The organism is Formosa sp. Hel1_33_131 (assembly GCF_001735745.1).
Lineage (GTDB): Bacteria > Bacteroidota > Bacteroidia > Flavobacteriales > Flavobacteriaceae > Hel1-33-131.
The window spans coordinates 2,055,117-2,075,791 of the sequence record NZ_CP017260.1 but is presented as its reverse complement, the minus strand read 5'-3'; the positions used below and the strand labels follow the sequence as shown (position 1 = coordinate 2,075,791).

The following is a 20,675-nucleotide window of genomic DNA, read 5'->3' as shown; positions in this document are numbered from 1 at the left end:
TTTCACTTTTCACTTTTAACTTTTAACTTTCCACTTTCCACTTTCCACTTTCCACTTTCATCTTAATACTTTTTAAACAAAAACCACCGCAACTCAATGCGATGGTCTTTAATTTTAGTACTTAAGACTGCTGAGTCTTTTTTTAGTCTTGACTCTTGACTCTTGACTCTTGTCTCTTTTTTATTAATCCTTAATGCAACGTACACTAAAGCCGTAAGCACGAGGGAGACTGTACATGGTGGCATCACTGCTACTGAAGCCTAGGCGGCGAGCGTAAGTACCACTAACCGTACTTGACCAATAGCCGCCGGTGCTACCCAAGTTGCCGAGCGCACCATTAATGAAGTGGCGGTAACCAGCAACTGGAAGTTTAAGTGCGGTAAAAGCACCTGCATTATTTTTTGTTGCCCAAGTATTACGTTCTGCTTGCCACTCAGAACCACTAGGTACTCTATAGCCTGCAGGACAAGGGTCGTTTACAGAAAGTTCTCCATACCAACGGTTACCATCTTGTGTAGATAACCAATCATTAGGAATGGTGATACTGGTAATAAAATTTGCACCTTCTGCACCCGCAGCTACAGGGCCAGCAGCAGTTGCGCTAGTACGTATTTGGTGCCCATCATCTTTTCTACCCCATTGGTATAAATCTCCATAAGAGGCTGCATCTGAAGAACTTGTTGCTACAGAAGCTGCACCAAGGTTTTTGTCCATCCATATTTTACCGGTAGGCGAAAATATCTCACCCGCTGCAAGGATAACTCCTGCAGTTAGCCCTCCTCCTATAGTTGCAAAGCTAGATCCATCAGCCACATAAAGCCATTTTGGAGAACAATCCGTACAATACACCATCAAGCCTGCTGTGGGAGTTAAGGCATCCATTTGTACTTTAGTCACAACGGGTGGAGTCATCGTTGTATTTACTTGTAGGTTGTCTATTTTTTGCACTTGTGCAAAACTAAAGACCGTCATTGCCATAAGGCAAAGGGTTAAAAATAAGTTCTTGTTTTTCATGGTTTAAATTATTAATTATTAATTCTTTATTGTTTTTATTGGGTTTAAAAATTTAGTTGACTACCGTATAAAGGATCTTCCCACCAGAAGCGGGTGTGGCTGCAAATTGTACTGTAAAAGAACCTGCTGCAATCGCCGTAATGGCGTGGTTAATAATTTCGTTGCTACTATTTTGGTAGCTGACGGTGACAACAGAAGTTGCACTAATATTGGTATTGCTAATTGTAAATGCGGCATTGGTACCATCGGTTGCTTGTGTGCCTTTTAATACAGAGGCTACTGCAAACCCAAAGTCTAACACAGCAGCGGCTGTGGTGCCTGAGTTGGAAACAGTGGGCGTGGCGCCTGCTGCTAATGTAGATACAGTACCTACCGCGACTGTTGCGGCTGCTCCGGCTGTTCCGGCTGGACCTGTGGCTCCTGTAACCACACTCACATTGGCGGTTGGAAATACGTAGTTAAGAAATCCTGCGGCATCGGGTGTGGCTGCAAAAGTCACATCAAAGGAAGTACCCGCAGTTCGGTTGTTAATGTTTACAGAAGTAACATTCCCTGCAGCATCTTCATAGGTTGCTAATATAGGAGAACCTGCTGCACTTGGCGTGTTAGAATCGGTAACGGTATAAACGCCGTTGGCTCCTGCAGTAATACTGCTGATAGCAACACGATTGGCAACCAATCCAGCTGATGAAGCGCTTCCACCACCAATTGACTTCCATACAGGAACTGTACTGTCATAATAGTAATAACCAGCTGCAGTCACATTGATCGTTTTAGCCGTGGATGTTCCGACGGCTGCTGTTACATAGACAATGGCTCCGTTTTGATCTGTGGTGTACACAGCATCTTTGGCTTTCAGCTGATCACCTGTAAGGCGTGGCGCTATGATACCATCTACGCTTGTGGCAGTAGCTGCATCACCACTAACATCTAGTGAGGCTTTGGGATCGGTGGTGCCTACCCCTACTTGCGCAAAGGACATCAGCCCTGATGCTACAAACAGCACCATTAATAGTTGTTGTTTTAAATGTTTCATTATAATTATTGTTTTATGGTTAAGTATGAAGTTTTGGACTTCGGGTTAAAAAATTGTTTGTTTTTTTTGGTTGTTGTTCAATACACACGCACTTCAGATTCTCATTTATCATTTGAGGCGTTTTACGTGACATAAAGAATTAGATTTGCTTAATACTGACTCCCTAATTCTTGCTATTAAACCGCTTTTGGTGGAGGGGTGGAGGGTTTAAAGTTCCAATTATAATTAGTGTGTATGAAGGTTACAAAGTTGGAACGCTGTATAAAGTCCAACACTACAGAATTGGTAGTTGGAGGTGTTTTGGGTTCTATAAATTGTAAGAAGGGTTGTATGTTCAGAAACGCCAAAGGATTTGAAGTTTCAAATTGGGTGTTGTACACCAATGGTCCTTGTGGCGTTGTAAGAATTCCTGCAGACTGACCTAAAACAAGCGACGTAGGATTTGGAAGTGTTATGGGGTGAAGCAGTGTCAGTTGTCCGTGGGCAACGTGCAGTTGGTTTTGAATGTTGAAGGCGGTTTGGAGTTGTACCAAATCGGCGTTTTCAATATGCAGTGTTGGAAGTTCCAAAACATCTTGGCTACTGGTCAGACGTTGTTTGGATGCACTGTTGAGTATAAGTGCGCCCTCACCAAGGAATGGGGCATTAATTTGATTGCTAGATTCTTGAGAACTGAGAACGGCTTGTGGACTTCCCAAACTGAGGGTCGTGCCTTCCTGCACATACAACTGTGCAAAACCATAAAGACTGAATAAAACCAAAAGTAAGGTAAAGTTTTGACGCATGTAATATTTATGTTTCTTTGACAAAGAAAATGAGAAGCCCTAGCAGTTCAAAACACCATGTAACAAACGGCACATTGACGTAATAAGCGGTTCAAAAGGCGTAAGGAACGGGATTTAAGAGGTGTTAAAATGAGCGGTTTTTAAAGGGAAAAAGCAGTTCAAAAGAAGAAAAACCTCAGAGAAGGTAAGGGAAATCCTTACTAAAAGTCTGTTTTTGCCTTACTTTTAGTAAGGGAGATGTATGGATTTAAGAAGTGGACGCCACGCTAAAGCGTGGTAAATGGAAAACGAGAAGTGAGAAGTGAGAAAAAAGAGAATAGAAAATAGACAACACACACGTCATTACTAAGGATTTCGATTCTGATCGAACAACAATCAGACCAATGACATAGTTACCAAAAGTCCATAAAAAAAAGCCCATCCAAATAAATGAACAGACTTTTTTCCTTTGAGTACTAAATTCGAACCTACTTAATTGAACGAATTATGACAAATAAAGTTATTAATCTCCTAAACTAAAAACATCATGTAACAAACGGCACATTGACGTAATAAAACAAGGCAATGGTGTAAGGAACGGGAATTTGAGGCAAAACGGATAAGTTAAAAGTGATAAGTGATAAGTGATAAGTGATAAGTGATAAGTGATAAGTGATAAGTGATAAGTGATAAGTGATAAGTGATAAATGATAAGTTAAAAGTGAAGAGTTATGAGTTATGAGTTATGAGTTATGAGTTACGAGTTACAAGAATCAAGACGTAAGACGTAAGACTAAAGGGACGTAAGACTAAAGAGTATTAAGTATTAAGACGAAGTAATCTGTTGAATCTAAAACTTGTGCTGAACAGATTGCCGCGCTGTACGAACAATGACGTAACAAAATATTATTTTTTAAAATGTTTGGGGATCTCTTTTTGTCCGTGAAGCACTCTTACAATTCTAATACAAGTCTCCATAATTCTATAAAACACACTACGGGATTGTTCTGAAATACTATAGAGACCCCTCTTTATTTCAGGGCGTTTTCTTCCTATTTCTGGATTTAAAACCAATGTATTAAAAAGAATTTCTAATGCGTTAAGATATTCTACAGCTTGATTAAATCCATGAGCTTTCTCAGTATACTCAAAAATTTCATCTAAATCAATATCGGCTTCTTGAGACAGTTGATAATGAGTTATCTTGCTTCTCATTAGCGTACTTTTTTCTGACGTTTTTCATTAATTATATCTGTAACCGTACGCTTGCTTGTGGGACCATTCCACCCCTTTTCAATTTCAGCTCTTAAATCCATAATAACACGGTGTCTATAGACTTCATGTAAACGCAAAGCATCTCGAACGAGTTCACTTGCATTTTGAAAATCTCCAGATTCTACTTGATTTGAGATATAATCTTTTTGTTTTTGTGTGAGACTTACATTCATTTTATTTCATTTTAGCGATGTATCAAATATAATAAAAATATCTATATATGCCAAATATGGACATCCTATCGAACAACGTCCCTCAGCATAAGACTTGAGCTGATGACTAAATTCTTAAACCATTACAAGGGGCTTAAGCCACTTGACAAGCCCCCCTGCTAATTTTTGCGACTCTTTCATCCAACAGAATCCACAAAAAAAGCTCCTCCAAATTAATGGAGAGACTTTTTTATCTGAAATGAATTTACCTTACAAATTCAAGTACAATTAAGCAATTAAATCCAAAATATAAAAACACTATGTAACAAACGGCTGATTGACGTAACAAACGGTCATATAGTGTAAGGAACGGGATTTTTTTGTTTTCAAACCCCTGATTTTAAGCGTTTTATTACCTTACTTTTGGTAAGGGAAACGCATGAGCTACGGAGGTCTGGGGTGGTAAATGGAAAACGAAAAGTTAAAAATGAAGAATTTTGAGGAGGAAAGAAAATAGAGTAAAGTGTACTAAGTATCGAGTATGAAGATGAAAATGGAAAGAACAAAGAATCAAGAATCAAGAACAAAGAAAATAGAAAATAGAAAAGAGAGAATAGAAAAGAGAGAATAGAAAAGAGAGAATAGAAAAGAGAGTAAAGACTAAAGAGTACTAAGTATCGAGTATGAAGATGAAAATGGAAAGAACAAAGAAAATAGAAAATAGAAAAGAGAGAATAGAAAAGAGAGAATAGAAAAGAGAGTAAAGACTAAAGAGTACTAAGTATCGAGTATGAAGTATGAAGATGAAAATGGAAAGAACAAAGAATCAAGACTAAAGAGAGCTAGAGCGTAAGACTGATGTTAATTTTTGCGACTCTTTCTCCAAACGGAATCCACAAAAAAAGCCCCTCCAAATTAATGGAGAGACTTTTTTATCTGAAATGAATTTACCTTACAAATTCAAGTACAATTAAGCAATTAAATCCAAAATATAAAAACACTATGTAACAAACAGCTGATTGACGTAATAAACGGGCAAATAATGGACGGAACGGGATTTTTTTGTTTTCAAACCCCTGATTTTAAGCGTTTTATTACCTTACTTTTGGTAAGGGAAACGCATGAGCTACGGAGGTCTGGGGTGGTGAAAAAAGTGAACGCCACGCTAAAGCGTGGCGTTCACTTTAAACTTCCCTAACTAATCTTCAACCCATTCGCAGTTTCCTGTGCTACATCTGGATTGACAAAAACAAGTTTTCCTTCGGGGGTTTCGGTCATTAAAATCATTCCCTGACTTTCGACGCCACGCAACGCACGCGGGGCGAGATTCACCAAAACAGTGACACGTTTCCCGATCACAGATTCCGCAGTGAAACTCTCGGCAATCCCTGAAACAATGGTCCGCACATCAATGCCTGTATCCACTTGAAGTACCAATAATTTTTTGGCTTTAGGCATTTTTTCAGCCGAAATAATGGTTCCCACACGGAGGTCTAACTTTGAAAAATCTTCAAAAGCAACCGTCTCTTTTTGAGGCTCTACCACTTTATTGGCAATGGTGTTTGCTAATTTACTTTGAGCTAATTTTTCTAACTGCTGCTCAATCTCAGCATCTTCAATTTTAGCAAACAACAGTTCTGCTTTTCCTATTTGGTGAGTAGGTTCTAAAAGAGGTTCCCCACTTTGTACCATTGCCCAAGAGTGAGGTGGCAACTGAAGCATTGTTTTTAGTTTTTGAGACGATGCTGGTAAAAATGGTTCGGACACCACGGCCAAAGCTGCCGAAATCTGAAGCGCGACATACATAATGGTTTGCACACGTTCCGGATCGGTTTTAATGACTTTCCACGGCTCTTCATCCGCCAAATATTTATTTCCCAGTCGGGCAAGGTTCATCAATTCTTGACTTGCTTCTCTAAAACGGTAACGCTCTATCGATTTTGAGAGCGTTGCAGGAAAGGCTTTTACTTTTTCTAAAGTTTCGGTATCAATTTCAGAAAACGCCTTTGGACTTGGCACACTGCCTTCATAATATTTATTGGTCAATACAAGAACTCTATTAATGAAGTTTCCAAAAATAGCCACCAGCTCGTTATTATTACGTGCTTGAAAATCTTTCCACGTAAAGTCGTTGTCTTTTGTTTCGGGTGCCGTAGCCGTTAATACATACCGCAGCACATCCTGTTTTTCAGGAAAATCTTTTAAATAGTCGGGCAACCACACCGCCCAGTTTTTGGAGGTGGATAGTTTTTGACCTTCGAGGTTTAAAAATTCGTTGGCAGGCACATTTTTGGGAAGGATATAACTCCCTTCCGCTTTGAGCATTGCTGGAAACATAATACAGTGAAATACAATATTATCCTTTCCTATAAAATGAACCAGTGTAGTGTCTTTATCTTTCCAATACGGTTCCCAATCCTTACCTTCGCGTTGGGCCCATTCTTTGGTAGAAGAGATGTATCCGATAGGCGCATCAAACCACACATACAACACTTTTCCGTTGCCACCCTCCACAGGAACAGGAATGCCCCAGTCCAAATCGCGAGTCACGGCACGCGGGCGCAAACCATCGTCAATCCATGATTTGCATTGCCCATAAACATTGGGTTTCCAGTCGGCTTTATGCCTGTCTAAAATCCATTCTTTTAAAAAAGCTTCGTGTTTGTCTAGTGGTAAAAACCAGTGTTTTGTTTCTTTTAAAGAGGGAACTGCACCCGTGATGGCGGATTTTGGGTTGATTAAATCCGTGGCATTGTGGGTTGTTCCACACGCCTCACACTGATCGCCATAACTTTCTTCATTGCCACATTTTGGGCAAGTCCCAACCACAAAGCGATCGGCCAAAAACTGATTGGCTTCCGCATCGTATAATTGAGCAGTGGTTTCTTCAATAAAATCGCCTTTATCATACAGCGTTTTAAAAAATTCAGAAGCCGTCTCGTGATGAATTTTCCCAGAAGTTCTGGAGTAATTATCAAACGAAATTCCAAAATCTTCAAAAGAGGTTTTGATATTCGCATGAAAACGATCGACAATATCTTGTGGGGTCACGCCTTCCTTTTTAGCCTTAATGGTAATGGGTACACCGTGCTCATCACTTCCACAAATAAAAGCCACATCGTGCCCTTGTAAGCGTAAGTAACGTGCATAGATATCCGCAGGCACATACACCCCCGCCAAATGGCCGATATGAATGGGTCCATTCGTGTAAGGTAAAGCGGCAGTAATGGTAAAACGTTTTGACATTGTATCTGAATTATTCGTACAAAAATACATATAATTACGTCCAATTTGAAACAGAATTTTATAGAAATTCCTATCTTTACAAAAAGCCCTTCAAAATGATGCTTAATACTTTAATGTGGTGCCTTTTAATACTGATCCATTCAGAACCAAACAAGACGCTTATGAACTCCTCAAACACATCCTCTTTTACTTCTCATAAATCCTTAGAAATGATTCGCCCTTCCTATTTAAAATCAGGAGACACGGTTGCCGTGCTTGCGCCAGCAGGTATTTTAAAACAAGATGCCGAAGTGATTCAAAAAACCAAAACCCTCTTAAATAGTTGGGGATTGGAAGTCGTTTTTGGAGACCACCTCCAAACAAAATCACATCATTTTGCAGGAACCGACGCCCAACGCTGCAGCGACATGCAAACCGCCTTGGACAACCCAAACATCAAAGCCATTTGGTGTGCACGCGGCGGCTATGGTACTTTACGAATTATAGATAATTTGGATTTTGAAGGTTTTAAAATCCATCCCAAATGGATCGTTGGCTATTCAGATGTAACGGTATTGCACAATGCTTTAAACAACATGGGATATGAGAGTCTGCACGCTATGATGTGCATCAACCTCACCGATGATGCTACCGCCATAAAACACTCTGTTTCGACCTTAAAATCTGCACTTTTTGGAACTCTAAAAAGTTATGAAATTGAAGGATATTCTGACAACAAATCAGGAGATGCAATGGGGCCACTTGTAGGCGGAAATTTATCTTTATTAACCGCCGCCTTAGGAAGTGACACACAACTTGATACCAAAGGAAAAATTATTTTTATCGAGGAAATTGGCGAACACAAATACCATATCGATCGACAGTTACAAAGCTTGAAACGTGCGGGTTATTTTAAGCACTGTGCCGGTGTGATTATTGGCGATATGAGTCAACTGAAAACCAACAATCCTGCTTGGGGACAATCCATTGAAGCTTTGATTTTGGAGGTACTCAAAGATACGGATATACCCGTCGCCTTTGGATTTCCTGCAGGACATGAATTTGAAAATCGTGCCCTCTATTTTGGACGTAAAATTCAACTCCATGTGACCAAATCAAAAACGCGGGTCTTATTTGTAGAGTAAACTTTTTATGATGATTTCAAACACACCCCCACCCCCCTATTACGCCGTTATTTTCACTTCTGTAAGAACAAATGACAACGAAGGCTATGCCGAAACGGATGCGCTTATGAGTGAACTCGCTCTTCAACAAGACGGTTTTTTGGGCATGGAACATGCCAGTTCCGAGATTGGAATCACCATATCCTATTGGCGCGATGTAGAATCCATCAAACACTGGAAAGACAATTTGGACCATCAAAAAGCACAGATTAAAGGACAAAAAACATGGTATAGCCAGTACAAAGTGCGTATTGCCAAAGTAGAACGCGACTATGATTTTCTAAAAAAATAACAATGTCTGATTCTTACAATCGTGGTATTTCTGGAGAAGGCATGGCGGTGCAACTTCTACGACTCTTTTACGCTAAGCTGTCCCTTATAACGGATGTGTTGTTACCACGCTAAAAACGATGAACAAATGCAGTTTATATTTTATGTTTAAAAATTATCATACCTTTGATTTTAAAGATGGATTCTATTAGGATAAGAACATGCCTGAACAACAAAACATAGAATGGAAACAATCGTGGCGAGATGAATATCTGCAATGGATTAGTGGATTTGCTAATGCCAATGGTGGTGTTTTATATGTAGGTAAAGATGACAATGGAAATGTAGTTGGAGTTGATAAGTATAAAAAACTTATGGACGAGTTGCCTAACAAAATTAAAGATACGACTGGTATTGTTTGTGATGTGAATTTACATGAAGAAAACGATAACTATTTTATTGAAATAGCAGTTGAATCATTTTCCTCTCCTGTGTCATATAAAGGGAAATTCTACTTAAGAAGCGGTAGTACGAATCAATTATTAAATAGTACCGCTTTAGAAGATTTTTTGTTGAAGAAAAAGAACCTGACGTGGGATGCTGTCACTATGGATAACGCATCTATTGAAGATATTAATCTTGAGGCTGTCGAATCCTTTAAAAAGAAAGCCATTGATACCGGAAGATTACCCTCGATTGGTTACGATACCGATACAGAAACTGTTTTGAGAAAACTTGAATTAGTTAACCAAAGTGGTAGGTATACCAGAGCTGCATTGTTATTGTTCGGGAAAAATCCACAACGATATTACACTACTGCCTATTTGAAAATAGGTAAGTTCGGCAATTCACCGTCAGATTTAATTACTCAAGACGTTGTTGAAACCAATGCTTTTGAATTGGCGGACAAGACACTTGAACTACTCAATTCGAAATACATTTTTAGAAATATTAAATATGAAGGGCTTAGCAGAAAAGAACCGCCAGAGTATCCATACGATGCCATTCGAGAAATTTTATTTAACGCAATCATACACAAAAAATACGGAATCTCTCCGATAACTGTAAAGGTTTATAATGATAGAATTTCTATTTCAAATTTTGGAGAACTGCCAGAAAGTTTGACTCTTGATGACTTGTGGAAAGACCATCGTTCAATTCCTAGAAATAGATTGATGGCAAATGTGTTTTATAAAGGAGGGCATATTGAAGCTTGGGGTCGTGGCACATTGAAAATAATTGAAGAATGCAAAAACTATGGACTGTTAGAGCCACTTATTGAAGAGCGGCAAGGTGGTGTAACTGTAACCCTATTTAAGGATATTTACAACGAACACTATTTATCGAAATTAGACCTCAATGAGAGGCAAGTAAAAGCGATTCGATATATTAAGGAAAATAAAGTTATAACAAATAAGACTTATAGAGAGATGTTTGATATTACAGACAGGACTGTGTTAAGGGATATTGAAGAACTTGTTGAATTTAAAATGTTTAAAAAAATTGGTAATGGAAGGGCTACGAAGTATGTTATTAATGTAGAAGGCTATGAATATTAAACGGTTAAAAAAATAGGTATTAAAATGTCGGGATTAGTGTCGGGATTAAACCCTTGTTTATTAGGGGTTAAGTCTAGAGTTATCGAAATTAATGTCGGGTAAATGTCGGGTTTAATAATTCTTAAAAAGATGAAAAAATATTAATTGAGTTGTCTAAAATCACATATTGAATCTGTACCAAATTTAAGGTTGGCATACTCAAAAAAAGAGAGAAAGCCCTTAAAAAAGAGGTGGACACTATCCTATTGGCGCGATGTAGAATCCATCAAACACTGGAAAGACAATTTGGACCATCAAAAAGCACAGATTAAAGGACAAAAAACATGGTATAGCCAGTACAAAGTGCGTATTGCCAAAGTAGAACGCGACTATGATTTTCTAAAAAAATAACAATGTCTGATTCTTACAATCGTGGTATTTCTGGAGAAGGCATGGCGGTGGAGTATCTGATCTCTAAAGGCTATCGGATTTTAGCGCAAAACTTTCGCTATCTAAAAGGCGAGGTGGATATTTTGGCACAAAAAGACAACTGTTTGGCAGCGGTAGAAGTCAAAACCCGGAGTACTTCCGACTTTGGAGCGCCCGAAGAATTTCTGAAACCTGCACAAATACAACGCATTATCAAAACAGTGGATTATTTTGTGACGTCCAGAGATTTAGAAGTTGAAGTGCGTTTTGATATCATCGCGATTGTACTCACAGATCAAGGTTCTGAATTGGAGCATATTGAAAATGCATTTTATCACTTTTGATCCAACACTGCTTTCAAATCTTTCAATAAATAGGGCTTCGCTGTAATGACTTTAGAAGCATCCAACACAAAATAGGTTGGAGTTGCCTGAATGTCATAGCTTTTTGTGATGGCATGCGCCCATTTTCCTTCGGCAATACTGTGTGTGAATTTCGACCAAGGCTGGATGGTTTCTGTCCATTGTTTCGGACCTGCCTCGATCCCAATGGCAACCACTTCGATGTTTTTTTCAGGGTGATTGGAAATATACGCATGGACTTCGGGAAGTTCGTTTAAACAATGGGGACAATCGCTACTCCAAAAAATCAACAGATAAGTCGTTGCACCCTCTATGTCATAAAGAGTCGTTTTTGACATGACCGAAGGATTTTCTATTATAAAATCAGGTGCTTTCTCCCCTATCGCAATCTGTATAAACGTTTCTAAAGACGTAATCAATTCCGTGTCATTTGCTTGTTTCGCCAAAGGCAGCACATAAATTTTGGTGAGATACACTGCCAAAGCATCGTGTCCCGCCGTGATGAGAGCTTCTCTCAAAGTATTTAGGGTTGTCAATTGGTAGGACACATCGGTTGTTCCTAAGTCCTTAAAAACCGCATCAATATTGGCTTGATATCCCTGAAATGAAGGTGTTCCAGAAAGATGCATTCGGAGTATATAATCCAGTGATTTATCGACTATAAAATTAGAACTTTGGAGGATGGTATCTTGAAAATCAATGGCTTTAAAATAATTCGCTTTCACATTTGAAATATAGGTGTTTGCTGTTTCTACCGTGTTAGGAATATAGGGCTTGCTGGCGGCTATAAAATGTGCAGCGATCGTTCCTTTGGACAGCGCTTCGTACGAATTTTGAAGGCTGTCTATTTTTTGAACGCGGTGTTTATAAATCAAAGCATCCATGGTCGGTTGTGCGTACAGTTGCATTAATTCGTTATGAGCAAAAGCCATTGATTGAGTATAGCCTTGCAGTAGCTGATTTTCTTTGGAATTGGTAAATACAACTCCTGTTTCGTTATCAAAATTAAATTCAACCGCTTCGGTTCCGTTGTATATAAACTCAAAATTATGTTCGGATTGTGGGAGGGCATAGACCAACTTATAAAGCCCCGCAGGAACAGATGCGCCAAGGTCAATTTGCATTTCGCCTTGTGCGTTCACGCTGCCATAACTCACATAGGTCGCATTGCCCGCCGAAAGCTGATACAACATGGTCGCTTTGAATTTACTGGCAGGCGAAAAAACGCCTTTGACCTGTTGTTGTGCCATCCCTAAAAAAGGACTGATAAGACTGAAATAAAGAAGGTATTTAAACATAGGGCTTACTATTTATAAGCTCAAATATAATCATCTTCCGACAAAAACCAAGTGTTATGTCAAGATTGGTTTTAAGGCTTCTAGCCCTTGTTGCACCGAATTGATCTTAGAAAAACTCATCAACAAACGCAGCCCGAGACGCATTTGTTTTTCTTTCACAGTACAGGTTTCTGGATGTGCTTGAACGTATTGCAATACTTTTGAAAAATGAATGCTTTGGTAAAAACGACTTTCTTGATCACTGATAAAATAGCCCACTAATTTGTGGTTTTTCATGACAATTTTCTCGAAGCCTAAAGTCGTTGCCAACCACTTGATACGCACACTGTCTAAAAGGTCTACTACCTGCGTTGGAAGTGCGCCAAATCGATCGATTAAATCCCGTTCAAAGAGTTGTAAATCAGCTTCGTTTTTCAAGGTATTTAGTTGGGTGTACAAACTTAAACGCTCGGTAATATTGTTGATGTAATCATCTGGAAATAACAAAGAAAAGTCGGTGTCAATAGTGACATCTCTTACAAATTCCTTGGTGTTTATATCTTCATTATAAAGCGACTTGAACTCGGTTTCTTTGAGTTCTTCAATGGCTTCATTCAGTATTTTTTGATAGGTTTCAAATCCAATATCATTGATAAATCCACTTTGCTCGCCTCCCAACAAATCGCCAGCGCCTCGAATTTCCAAATCTTTCATGGCAATATTAAATCCACTTCCAAGAGCAGTGTATTGCTCAAGAGCTGAAATACGTTTGCGCGCCTCATCCGTCATGGCATGAAAATCGGGTGTAATAAAATAACAAAACGCTTTCTTGTTACTTCGACCGACACGGCCCCGCATTTGGTGTAAATCACTCAGTCCAAAATTATTGGCATTGTTAATGAAAATCGTATTGGCATTGGGTACATCCAAACCACTTTCGACAATGGTGGTACTGACCAAAACATCAAACTCTCCACTCATAAAATCGAGCATGAGTTGTTCCAACTTCCGCCCTTCCATTTGACCATGCCCCACACGGATTTTGGCATCGGGCACCAGACGTTGTAAAAGCCCAGCGACTTCTTTAATGTTCTCAATACGGTTGTGAATAAAATAAACTTGTCCCGCCCGTTGAATTTCATATTGAATCGCATCCCGAATAACTTCTTCATTCAAACGAATAACAATACTGTCAATCGGAAAACGGTTGGGTGGTGGCGTTGTAATAACCGATAAATCCCGTGCTGCCATCAAACTAAATTGAAGCGTTCGAGGAATTGGGGTCGCAGTGAGCGTGAGCACATCTACATTGTCTTTAAGGGTTTTGAGTTTTTCTTTGACTGCCACTCCAAATTTTTGCTCCTCATCGACAATTAACAACCCTAAATCTTTAAATTTCACGGATTTATTGACCAATTGATGCGTGCCAATAATGATGTCCAAACTCCCAGATTCTAACTGTTCTAAGGTCTCTTTGCGTTGTTTGGTGGTTTTGAAACGGTTGATATAATCAACTCTGACAGGAAAATCTTTCAAACGTGCCTTAAAGGTTTTGGCATGCTGAAACGCCAGAATGGTGGTCGGCACCAAAATGGCAACTTGTTTTCCATTGTCAACAGCTTTAAAAGCGGCTCTCAGAGCAACTTCGGTTTTTCCAAACCCTACATCGCCACAAATCAAACGGTCCATAGGGCGTTCGCTTTCCATATCCGCTTTGATATCGGCTGTGGCAGTAATTTGATCGGGCGTATCCTCAAACACAAAAGAGGCTTCCAATTCAAGCTGCATCGAAGTATCTGGGTTGTATCTAAAACCCGTTTCTAACTTGCGCTTGGCATAGAGTTTTATCAGATTGAAAGCAATTTCTTTAACCCTTGATTTGGTTTTTTGCTTCAATACTTTCCAGGCCTTACTACCTAGCTTATAAATTTTAGGAGACTTTCCGTCTTTCCCATTAAATTTTGTGATTTTATGAAGGGCGTGAATGCTTAAATATAAGATGTCACGTTCGCCATAAAACAGTTTGATGGCTTCTTGTTTTTTGCCTTCTACATCAATTTTTTGCAAGCCTCCAAACTTTCCAATCCCATGGTCAATATGGGTGATGTAATCCCCGATTTCGAGTTTGGTTAATTCTTGAAGAGTAATGGATTGCTTTTTGGAAAACCCGTTTTTGAGGTGAAATTTATGGTAACGTTCAAAAATCTGATGATCGGTATAACAGACCATTTTTTTATCGTGATCGATAAATCCTTGGTACAAAGACAACACAATGGTTTGACACTGCACATCTTCATCTACGGTTTCAAAAATATCATAAAACCGCTGGGCTTGTTGGGCATTGGAACAACAAATATAATTTTGATACCCCATATCGTGATGGGTATTTAAATCTTCAATAATCAGATTAAACTGTTTATTAAATGAGGGTTGAGGACTGACTTGAACCTCCAATTGCTGTTCCTTTTTAGTTGCTAAAACAGCGGTCGTTCCAAATTCAACCACCGAGAAATCCAACAACTGCGATTTGAAATTAGCAGACGTGCAAAACAAATCTTCCGGTCGGCTGTGCTTAAGGGTCGCCGACAATTCATTATACGCCTCGGAAGCTTTTTCTTGAAGCGTATCTGTTGCTGCTAAAAATGCAGGAATATTTTTAGTAAACACCACCGTATTTGAAGCAATATATTCTAAAAACCCTTGGCGTGTTTCATTGAGCAATTTATGCTCGATATTGGGAATGATTTGAAGTTTTTTAATTGGTTTTATCGAGAGTTGCGATTCAATATCAAACGTTCGAACACTGTCCACTTCGTCGCCGAAAAATTCAATTCGGTAGGGCTCGTCATGCGAAAATGAAAACACATCTACAATCCCACCCCGCACAGAGAATTCGCCTGGCTCCGTGACAAAATCAACGCGTTTAAACTGGTATTCAAAAAGGACTTCGTTGAAAAAATCTAAACTCAATTCTTCACCCACCGCTACCTTAAACGTTGATTTTTCAAGTTCTTTTCTGGACAACACTTTTTCAAAAAGCGCTTCGGGATAGGTAACAATGAGTGCTGGTTTTTTTTGAGAATTGATACGGTTCAATACCTCAGCGCGCAACAACACATTGGCGTTGTCTGTCTCCTCAATTTGATAGGGTCTGCGATAGCTTCCTGGATAGAACAAGACTTCTTTGTCATCGAGTAACACCTCCAAATCGTTCAAGTAATAGGCCGCTTCTTCCTTGGTATCAAAAATTAACAAAAAGGGGTGCTTGGCGGTTTTAAACACACTGGCTATTGTGAAGGACAACGAAGAGCCTAAAGCGCCTTTTAAATGTGTTTTTTCTTTGGACTTGGATATGGCAGTGCTCAGATTTTGATGAATCAAAGACTGTTCAAACTTTTGAGAAAGAATGGTTTTACTCAATTAGAAAATTTTTGCAAAGATATAATAATAGTCTTTGAATTTGATTTTTATTAAGAGTTAATCCTTTTAAAAAATCAAACTAAAATTCAAAAAAAACATGTAAGTTTGTGTACCTAAATTTATATAACCTATGTCCTTTTCAGACCTATTTAATAGTGGTTTCACCACTCGAAATCAAGATCATTTTGCTTCCATTGTGAGAGTCGCTTTTAGTGACAACATCATAAGCCAAGAAGAAAAAGATTTTTTAGACCGCCTTGCTCACAACTTAGGTATCTCAAAAGAAACCTATTTAAGCATTTTTAAAAATTACAAATTGCACCCCATCAATCCCCCAATATCGCAAGCGTCACGCATTGAGCGCTTGTATGATTTGGCACGGATGGTGTATGCCGATGACATCAAAGATGCGCACGAAGTGACGATGCTTCGCAAAATAGCCATTGGACTGGGATTTCAGACGGAGACGGTTTCAGAAGTCGTCAATACTTCCTTAAAATTGATAGCTGACAAGGTCGACTTTGAGACGTTTCAAAAAGAAATGAAGCGAGTTTTTTAAATATACAATTCTTTTAAATCTACAAAGTCAGCATATCCCTCTTGTTTATGTTGATGCCAGGCCTCGAGTTCTTGAGGCTTTAAATCTTCAATAGAAATTTTTACTAAAATTGTAGTCATCATTCTAAATTTTATACCCAAAGTTACAAAAAATCTATTAAAAAACCCAAATAGAAATATCCTTCTAAAGACAAAAAAGTAAAGTATTTAAATTAAATAGTCCCAACTTTCGACCCTTGATCCAAGATCCGCATCAAGCCTTCTTGAGCAACGGAGGCAATTAAATTTCCTTTGGAGTCAAAAATACTCCCTCTTGAAAACCCTCTCGAATTAGAAGCACTCGGACTGTCGATGGCGTACAAAAGCCATTCACTGATATCAAAATCGCGGTGGAACCACAACGCATGATCTAAGCTGGTATAAAACACTTCTTTAGAGTTTAAAAATTCGCGATGCGGCATGGATGCAGGACGTAAAATATTATAGTCCGAAGCATAGGCCAACAACTGGTGTTGAAGCGGAATATTGGTCGCGAGTTCTTCACAAGTCTTGAACCAGATATTGTCATAAGGCGGACTGTTTTTAACCAATTTGGTAAGCATATTATCAACGGGCTTAAATTCAAATACTTTGGGTAAAAAGGCCTTGTAACGCTTGTAGGTATCTGGAATGACCTCCTTAAATTGTTCTATTTGTTTATGGCTATCCATCAATTCTTCTGGAGGAAATACATTGGGCATCGAAATTTGATGGTCAACTCCTTCTTGTTTTAATTGAAAGGATGCAGACATATTAAAGATTGCCTTTTCATTTTGAAAAGCAACCACACGACGGGTGGTGAAACTGCCACCATCTCTGATGATATCAACTTCATATTTTATGGGAATATCAATGTTTCCACCCAAAATAAAATAGCCGTGCATGGAATGTGCATAGCGATCTTCAGGAACGGTTTGATAGGCGGCATGCAGAGATTGTGCCAACACTTGACCCCCAAAAACACGGCCCCACGGCGCTTGATAATTTTTTCCGATATAGGTGTTGCTGTTGATTTTTTCAAGCGTTAACAACTCAATAAGTTCCTTAAGGGATTCCATAGTTTAATATTTGCTGCAAAAATAGTCATTTGTGTATAAAATGACTTTTAAATTCTTTTAACAAACTGTTAAATTTTGTAACATTGGAGCACCCTTAGAGTCTAATAAATAAAACGTATGGATATTTTCTTAATTATAGTCGCTGCCTCCTTAATGGTTCTAGGAATCGTTGGAAGCTTTTTGCCTGTTTTACCAGGGCCTTTTACAAGTTGGATCGGGCTTTTGGTGTTGTACTTAATGCCCGAAATTGAGGTCAGTGTTGTAACGCTTATTATAACGCTGATTGTGGCTGTTTTAATCTGGATTTTAGATTACATCATTCCAGCCATCGGCACGAAGAAATTTGGCGGCACCAGAGCAGGAATGATTGGTACTACCCTTGGACTCATCATTGGCTTGCTGGCTCCAATTCCTGGCGGTATTATTATCGGACCTTTTGTAGGTGCTTTCGTTGGAGAATTGATAAACAAAGCCGATTCCAGAACCGCCTTGAAAGCTGCCTTTGGAAGTTTGTTAGGATTCTTAACCTCTGCGTTTATTAAATTCGTGGTGGCTATCATCTATTTAGGTGTTTTTATCTCTATAATTTGGGAGCATCGATCCGTCGTATTTTAACATCCAATCGCTTTTAACAAAATTTTTAATCAATATTTTATAAATTATATTAAATTCACCATCTAATAACACAAATTTTATTACTATGAACAAGTATTTTTCTATTCTACTTTGTGGTTTATTTCTCTTGTCGTCATCCCTGATAGCACAAGAAAAAGAACCTTCTAACTACAACTATAACGATGCTTTTGGGCATGATTTTTATAGTAAAAATGGGACTGCAACGCGTTCAGCGAGCGGAAAACCAGGACATGCCTATTGGCAAAACAGCGCCGATTACAGTATCGACGTGAACTTAAACGAAACTACGAAAGAAATTTCGGGGTCGGAAACCATTACTTACACAAACAACAGTCCAGATGCATTGGATTTTTTGTGGATGCAATTGGATCAAAATTTATTTAAACTCGATTCTCGTGGAAAGGCGATTGTTCCCTTACGTGGAAGCCGAAATGGCGACAAGGGTCAAGATTTTGATGGGGGTTACGGCATCAACACCATCAAACTTATTTACAATAAAGGACGGCGTTCTACAGAAGTGAATACTACTTACACAATTGTAGATACACGTATGAAAGTCAATCTTCCTACTGCCTTAGAAGCGAATGGCGGAACCGTTGGAATCAAAATCGATTTCTCATTTACGTCTCCTGATTATGGATCGGATCGAATGGGTGTTTTAGAAACCAAAAATGGCCGTATTTTCACTTTGGCACAATGGTATCCTAGAATGAGTGTTTATGACGATGTGAGTGGATGGAACACACTTCCGTACTTAGGTGCAGGTGAGTTCTATTTGGAATACGGAACTTTTGATGTCAACATTACAGCACCCGCAACTCACTTGGTAGTATGTTCAGGAGCGCTTTTAAATCCTTCTGAAGTCTATACTGCTGAACAGCAAAATAGATTAAAAACAGCAGAAGCAAGCGATGCGACTGTGATGATTCGATCGGAATCGGAAGTGACGCAACCAAGCTCACGACCATCCAATACAGCGACCCTCACATGGAAGTTTAGAATTGAAAATGCGAGAGATGTCGCTTGGGCGTCTTCTGCTTCTTTTATTTTAGATGCTGCACGTATCAACTTACCGAGCGGAAAGAAAACCATCGCCATGTCTGCATACCCTGTAGAAAGTGTAGGAGAAGATGCTTGGACACGTTCTACAGAATACACGAAAGCTTCTATTGAGCATTACTCTGAGAAATGGCTTGAATATCCTTACCCTGCAGCGATTAACGTTGCTGGAAACGAAGGCGGTATGGAATACCCAGGAATTGTATTTTGTAATTTTGAATCAAAAACAGAGCGTTTATGGGGTGTGACGGATCATGAATTTGGACACATTTGGTTTCCAATGATTGTCGGATCTAACGAACGTTTACACGCTTGGATGGATGAAGGGTTCAATACCTTTATTAATTCTCTAAGTACCGCAGCATTTAATAACGGAGAATATGAAGAGCCTAAATCAAATATGCACCGTATGTCTAGTGTGTTTGTGAATGACAGACTCGAACCGATTTACACATCTCCAGATAACTTAAAAGAACGAAACTTAGGTATTTTGGCCTACTACAAGCCAGGTACAGGACTGGTACTATTGCGTGAGCAAATCCTAGGCCCTGAACGTTTTGATGAAGCCTTTACGGCCTATATCGATCGTTGGGCTTACAAACACCCGACGCCAGATGATTTCTTTAGAACCATGGAAAATGTATCAGGAGAAGACTTAAGGTGGTTTTGGAGGTCTTGGTTCATTAACAGCTGGAAATTAGATCAAGCGGTGACTGAGGTTAAATATGTTAAAAATGACCCAACGCAAGGTGCGATCATTACGATTGAAAATTTAGAGAAAATGCCGATGCCGGTGGTTATTGAAATCAAAACTAAAAGCGGAACAGTGACCCGAAAAACACTGCCTGTTGAGATTTGGAAACGCAATGTGTCTTGGTCCTTTAAAGTAGATACAACAGAAGAGTTGTCAAGAGTGGTGATTGATCCCGACTTTGCATTGCCAGATTCAAATACAAAAAATAACAAATGGAAATCCACAGATGGCACTGCTAGTGTAGAGATTTTAACGGACTATTTAGGGGATTATACGGCTCCAGGTTTCCCGATGAAAGTAACTGCTGTTGAAGCAAATGGAATCCTTGAATTACACCTTGAAGGCGAAGAACCTTTACCTTTAGAAAGTGAAGGTAATGGTGAATTTTCTGTGGGTGAAGCTGGAATTAAAGTTCAATTTAATGCTGAGAAAACTGGGTTTAAATTGGATCTCGGTGGTCAAGTTTTTGAGTTTACAAAGAGCTAAGATTTATAAAACAATTTATTAAAAAAAAGACTGTCTGAAAAGGCAGTCTTTTTTTTGCGTTTATTTGGTAATGACGCTAATATTTTTAACTTTATATATCTACTTGTTTAACGGATTTGTGTATGATTGGTTGCGTATT

General features: G+C 39.0%; 18 protein-coding genes. 8 read left to right on the top strand and 10 right to left on the bottom strand.

Translation table 11 applies throughout. The features are described 5' to 3' along the window. Positions 1–183: 183 nt before the first annotated feature. From FORMB_RS09560 to metG, 6 genes are all read right to left on the bottom strand, one after another. On the bottom strand, positions 184–1,014 hold the full coding sequence (locus FORMB_RS09560) for an FISUMP domain-containing protein (protein WP_083243947.1): 831 nt from the start codon (positions 1,012–1,014) through the stop codon (positions 184–186). Positions 1,015–1,066: 52 nt separating this feature from the next. Then, a complete protein-coding gene (locus tag FORMB_RS09555; protein WP_069677234.1) occupies positions 1,067–2,050 on the bottom strand; it encodes a hypothetical protein in 984 nt (327 codons plus the stop codon). 176 nt (positions 2,051–2,226) lie between these two features. Next, positions 2,227–2,835: a hypothetical protein gene (locus FORMB_RS09550; protein WP_069677233.1), complete on the bottom strand. Its 609-nt coding sequence runs from the start codon at positions 2,833–2,835 to the stop codon at positions 2,227–2,229. Positions 2,836–3,720: 885 nt separating this feature from the next. Continuing rightward, a complete protein-coding gene (locus FORMB_RS09545; RefSeq protein WP_069677232.1) occupies positions 3,721–4,029 on the bottom strand; it encodes a type II toxin-antitoxin system RelE/ParE family toxin in 309 nt (102 codons plus the stop codon). Next, positions 4,029–4,262, bottom strand: coding sequence for a type II toxin-antitoxin system ParD family antitoxin (locus FORMB_RS09540; protein WP_069677231.1), 234 nt, complete (start codon positions 4,260–4,262; stop codon positions 4,029–4,031). The genes FORMB_RS09545 and FORMB_RS09540 overlap by 1 nt, the downstream gene beginning before the upstream one ends. A gap of 1,173 nt (positions 4,263–5,435) precedes the next feature. Further along, positions 5,436–7,487, bottom strand: a complete 2,052-nt coding sequence (metG, locus tag FORMB_RS09535; RefSeq protein ID WP_069677230.1) for a methionine--tRNA ligase — start codon at positions 7,485–7,487, stop codon at positions 5,436–5,438. Positions 7,488–7,648: 161 nt separating this feature from the next. Between metG and FORMB_RS09530 the strand changes: the two genes are divergently transcribed. The 5 genes from FORMB_RS09530 to FORMB_RS09510 all read left to right on the top strand — a co-directional run bounded on the left by FORMB_RS09530 (position 7,649) and on the right by FORMB_RS09510 (position 11,231). Then, a complete protein-coding gene (locus FORMB_RS09530) occupies positions 7,649–8,611 on the top strand; it encodes a S66 peptidase family protein (protein WP_231925534.1) in 963 nt (320 codons plus the stop codon). Between the two features lie 7 nt (positions 8,612–8,618). Then, positions 8,619–8,942, top strand: coding sequence for an antibiotic biosynthesis monooxygenase family protein (locus FORMB_RS09525; protein WP_197493460.1), 324 nt, complete (start codon positions 8,619–8,621; stop codon positions 8,940–8,942). A 199-nt stretch (positions 8,943–9,141) separates the two neighbouring features. Continuing rightward, positions 9,142–10,479 carry an ATP-binding protein gene (locus FORMB_RS09520; RefSeq protein ID WP_069677228.1) on the top strand — a complete coding sequence of 446 codons (1,338 nt, stop codon included), beginning with the start codon at positions 9,142–9,144 and terminating at the stop codon, positions 10,477–10,479. Positions 10,480–10,623: 144 nt separating this feature from the next. Continuing rightward, the gene (locus FORMB_RS09515; protein WP_157498132.1) at positions 10,624–10,869 is read left to right on the top strand and encodes an antibiotic biosynthesis monooxygenase family protein; all 246 of its coding nucleotides are present in this window, start codon (positions 10,624–10,626) and stop codon (positions 10,867–10,869) included. 2 nt (positions 10,870–10,871) lie between these two features. Beyond that, on the top strand, positions 10,872–11,231 hold the full coding sequence (locus FORMB_RS09510; RefSeq protein WP_069677226.1) for a YraN family protein: 360 nt from the start codon (positions 10,872–10,874) through the stop codon (positions 11,229–11,231). On the opposite strand, the gene FORMB_RS09505 is transcribed toward FORMB_RS09510, so the two are convergent. After that, positions 11,222–12,547, bottom strand: coding sequence for a TlpA family protein disulfide reductase (locus FORMB_RS09505; protein ID WP_069677225.1), 1,326 nt, complete (start codon positions 12,545–12,547; stop codon positions 11,222–11,224). The genes FORMB_RS09510 and FORMB_RS09505 overlap by 10 nt on opposite strands. Before the next feature lie 54 nt (positions 12,548–12,601). Continuing rightward, the gene (gene mfd / locus FORMB_RS09500; protein ID WP_069677224.1) at positions 12,602–15,946 is read right to left on the bottom strand and encodes a transcription-repair coupling factor; all 3,345 of its coding nucleotides are present in this window, start codon (positions 15,944–15,946) and stop codon (positions 12,602–12,604) included. Between the two features lie 130 nt (positions 15,947–16,076). Here mfd and FORMB_RS09495 point away from each other — a divergent pair, with 130 nt between their 5' ends. Beyond that, entirely contained in the window at positions 16,077–16,505 is a 429-nt protein-coding gene (locus FORMB_RS09495) for a TerB family tellurite resistance protein (protein ID WP_069677223.1), read from the top strand. Here the strand turns inward: FORMB_RS09495 and FORMB_RS13280 are convergent. Beyond that, positions 16,502–16,627: a hypothetical protein gene (locus FORMB_RS13280; protein WP_257784852.1), complete on the bottom strand. Its 126-nt coding sequence runs from the start codon at positions 16,625–16,627 to the stop codon at positions 16,502–16,504. The two genes, FORMB_RS09495 and FORMB_RS13280, sit on opposite strands and share 4 nt — an antisense overlap. Before the next feature lie 89 nt (positions 16,628–16,716). Further along, positions 16,717–17,601 (bottom strand): acyl-CoA thioesterase, encoded by an 885-nt coding sequence (locus tag FORMB_RS09490; protein ID WP_069677222.1) that lies wholly within the window; start codon positions 17,599–17,601, stop codon positions 16,717–16,719. 117 nt (positions 17,602–17,718) lie between these two features. Between FORMB_RS09490 and FORMB_RS09485 the strand changes: the two genes are divergently transcribed. Both FORMB_RS09485 and FORMB_RS09480 read left to right on the top strand, forming a co-directional pair. Next, positions 17,719–18,216 (top strand): DUF456 domain-containing protein, encoded by a 498-nt coding sequence (locus tag FORMB_RS09485; RefSeq protein ID WP_069677221.1) that lies wholly within the window; start codon positions 17,719–17,721, stop codon positions 18,214–18,216. A gap of 85 nt (positions 18,217–18,301) precedes the next feature. Then, positions 18,302–20,536, top strand: coding sequence for a M1 family metallopeptidase (locus tag FORMB_RS09480; RefSeq protein WP_069677220.1), 2,235 nt, complete (start codon positions 18,302–18,304; stop codon positions 20,534–20,536). Positions 20,537–20,675: the final 139 nt, after the last annotated feature.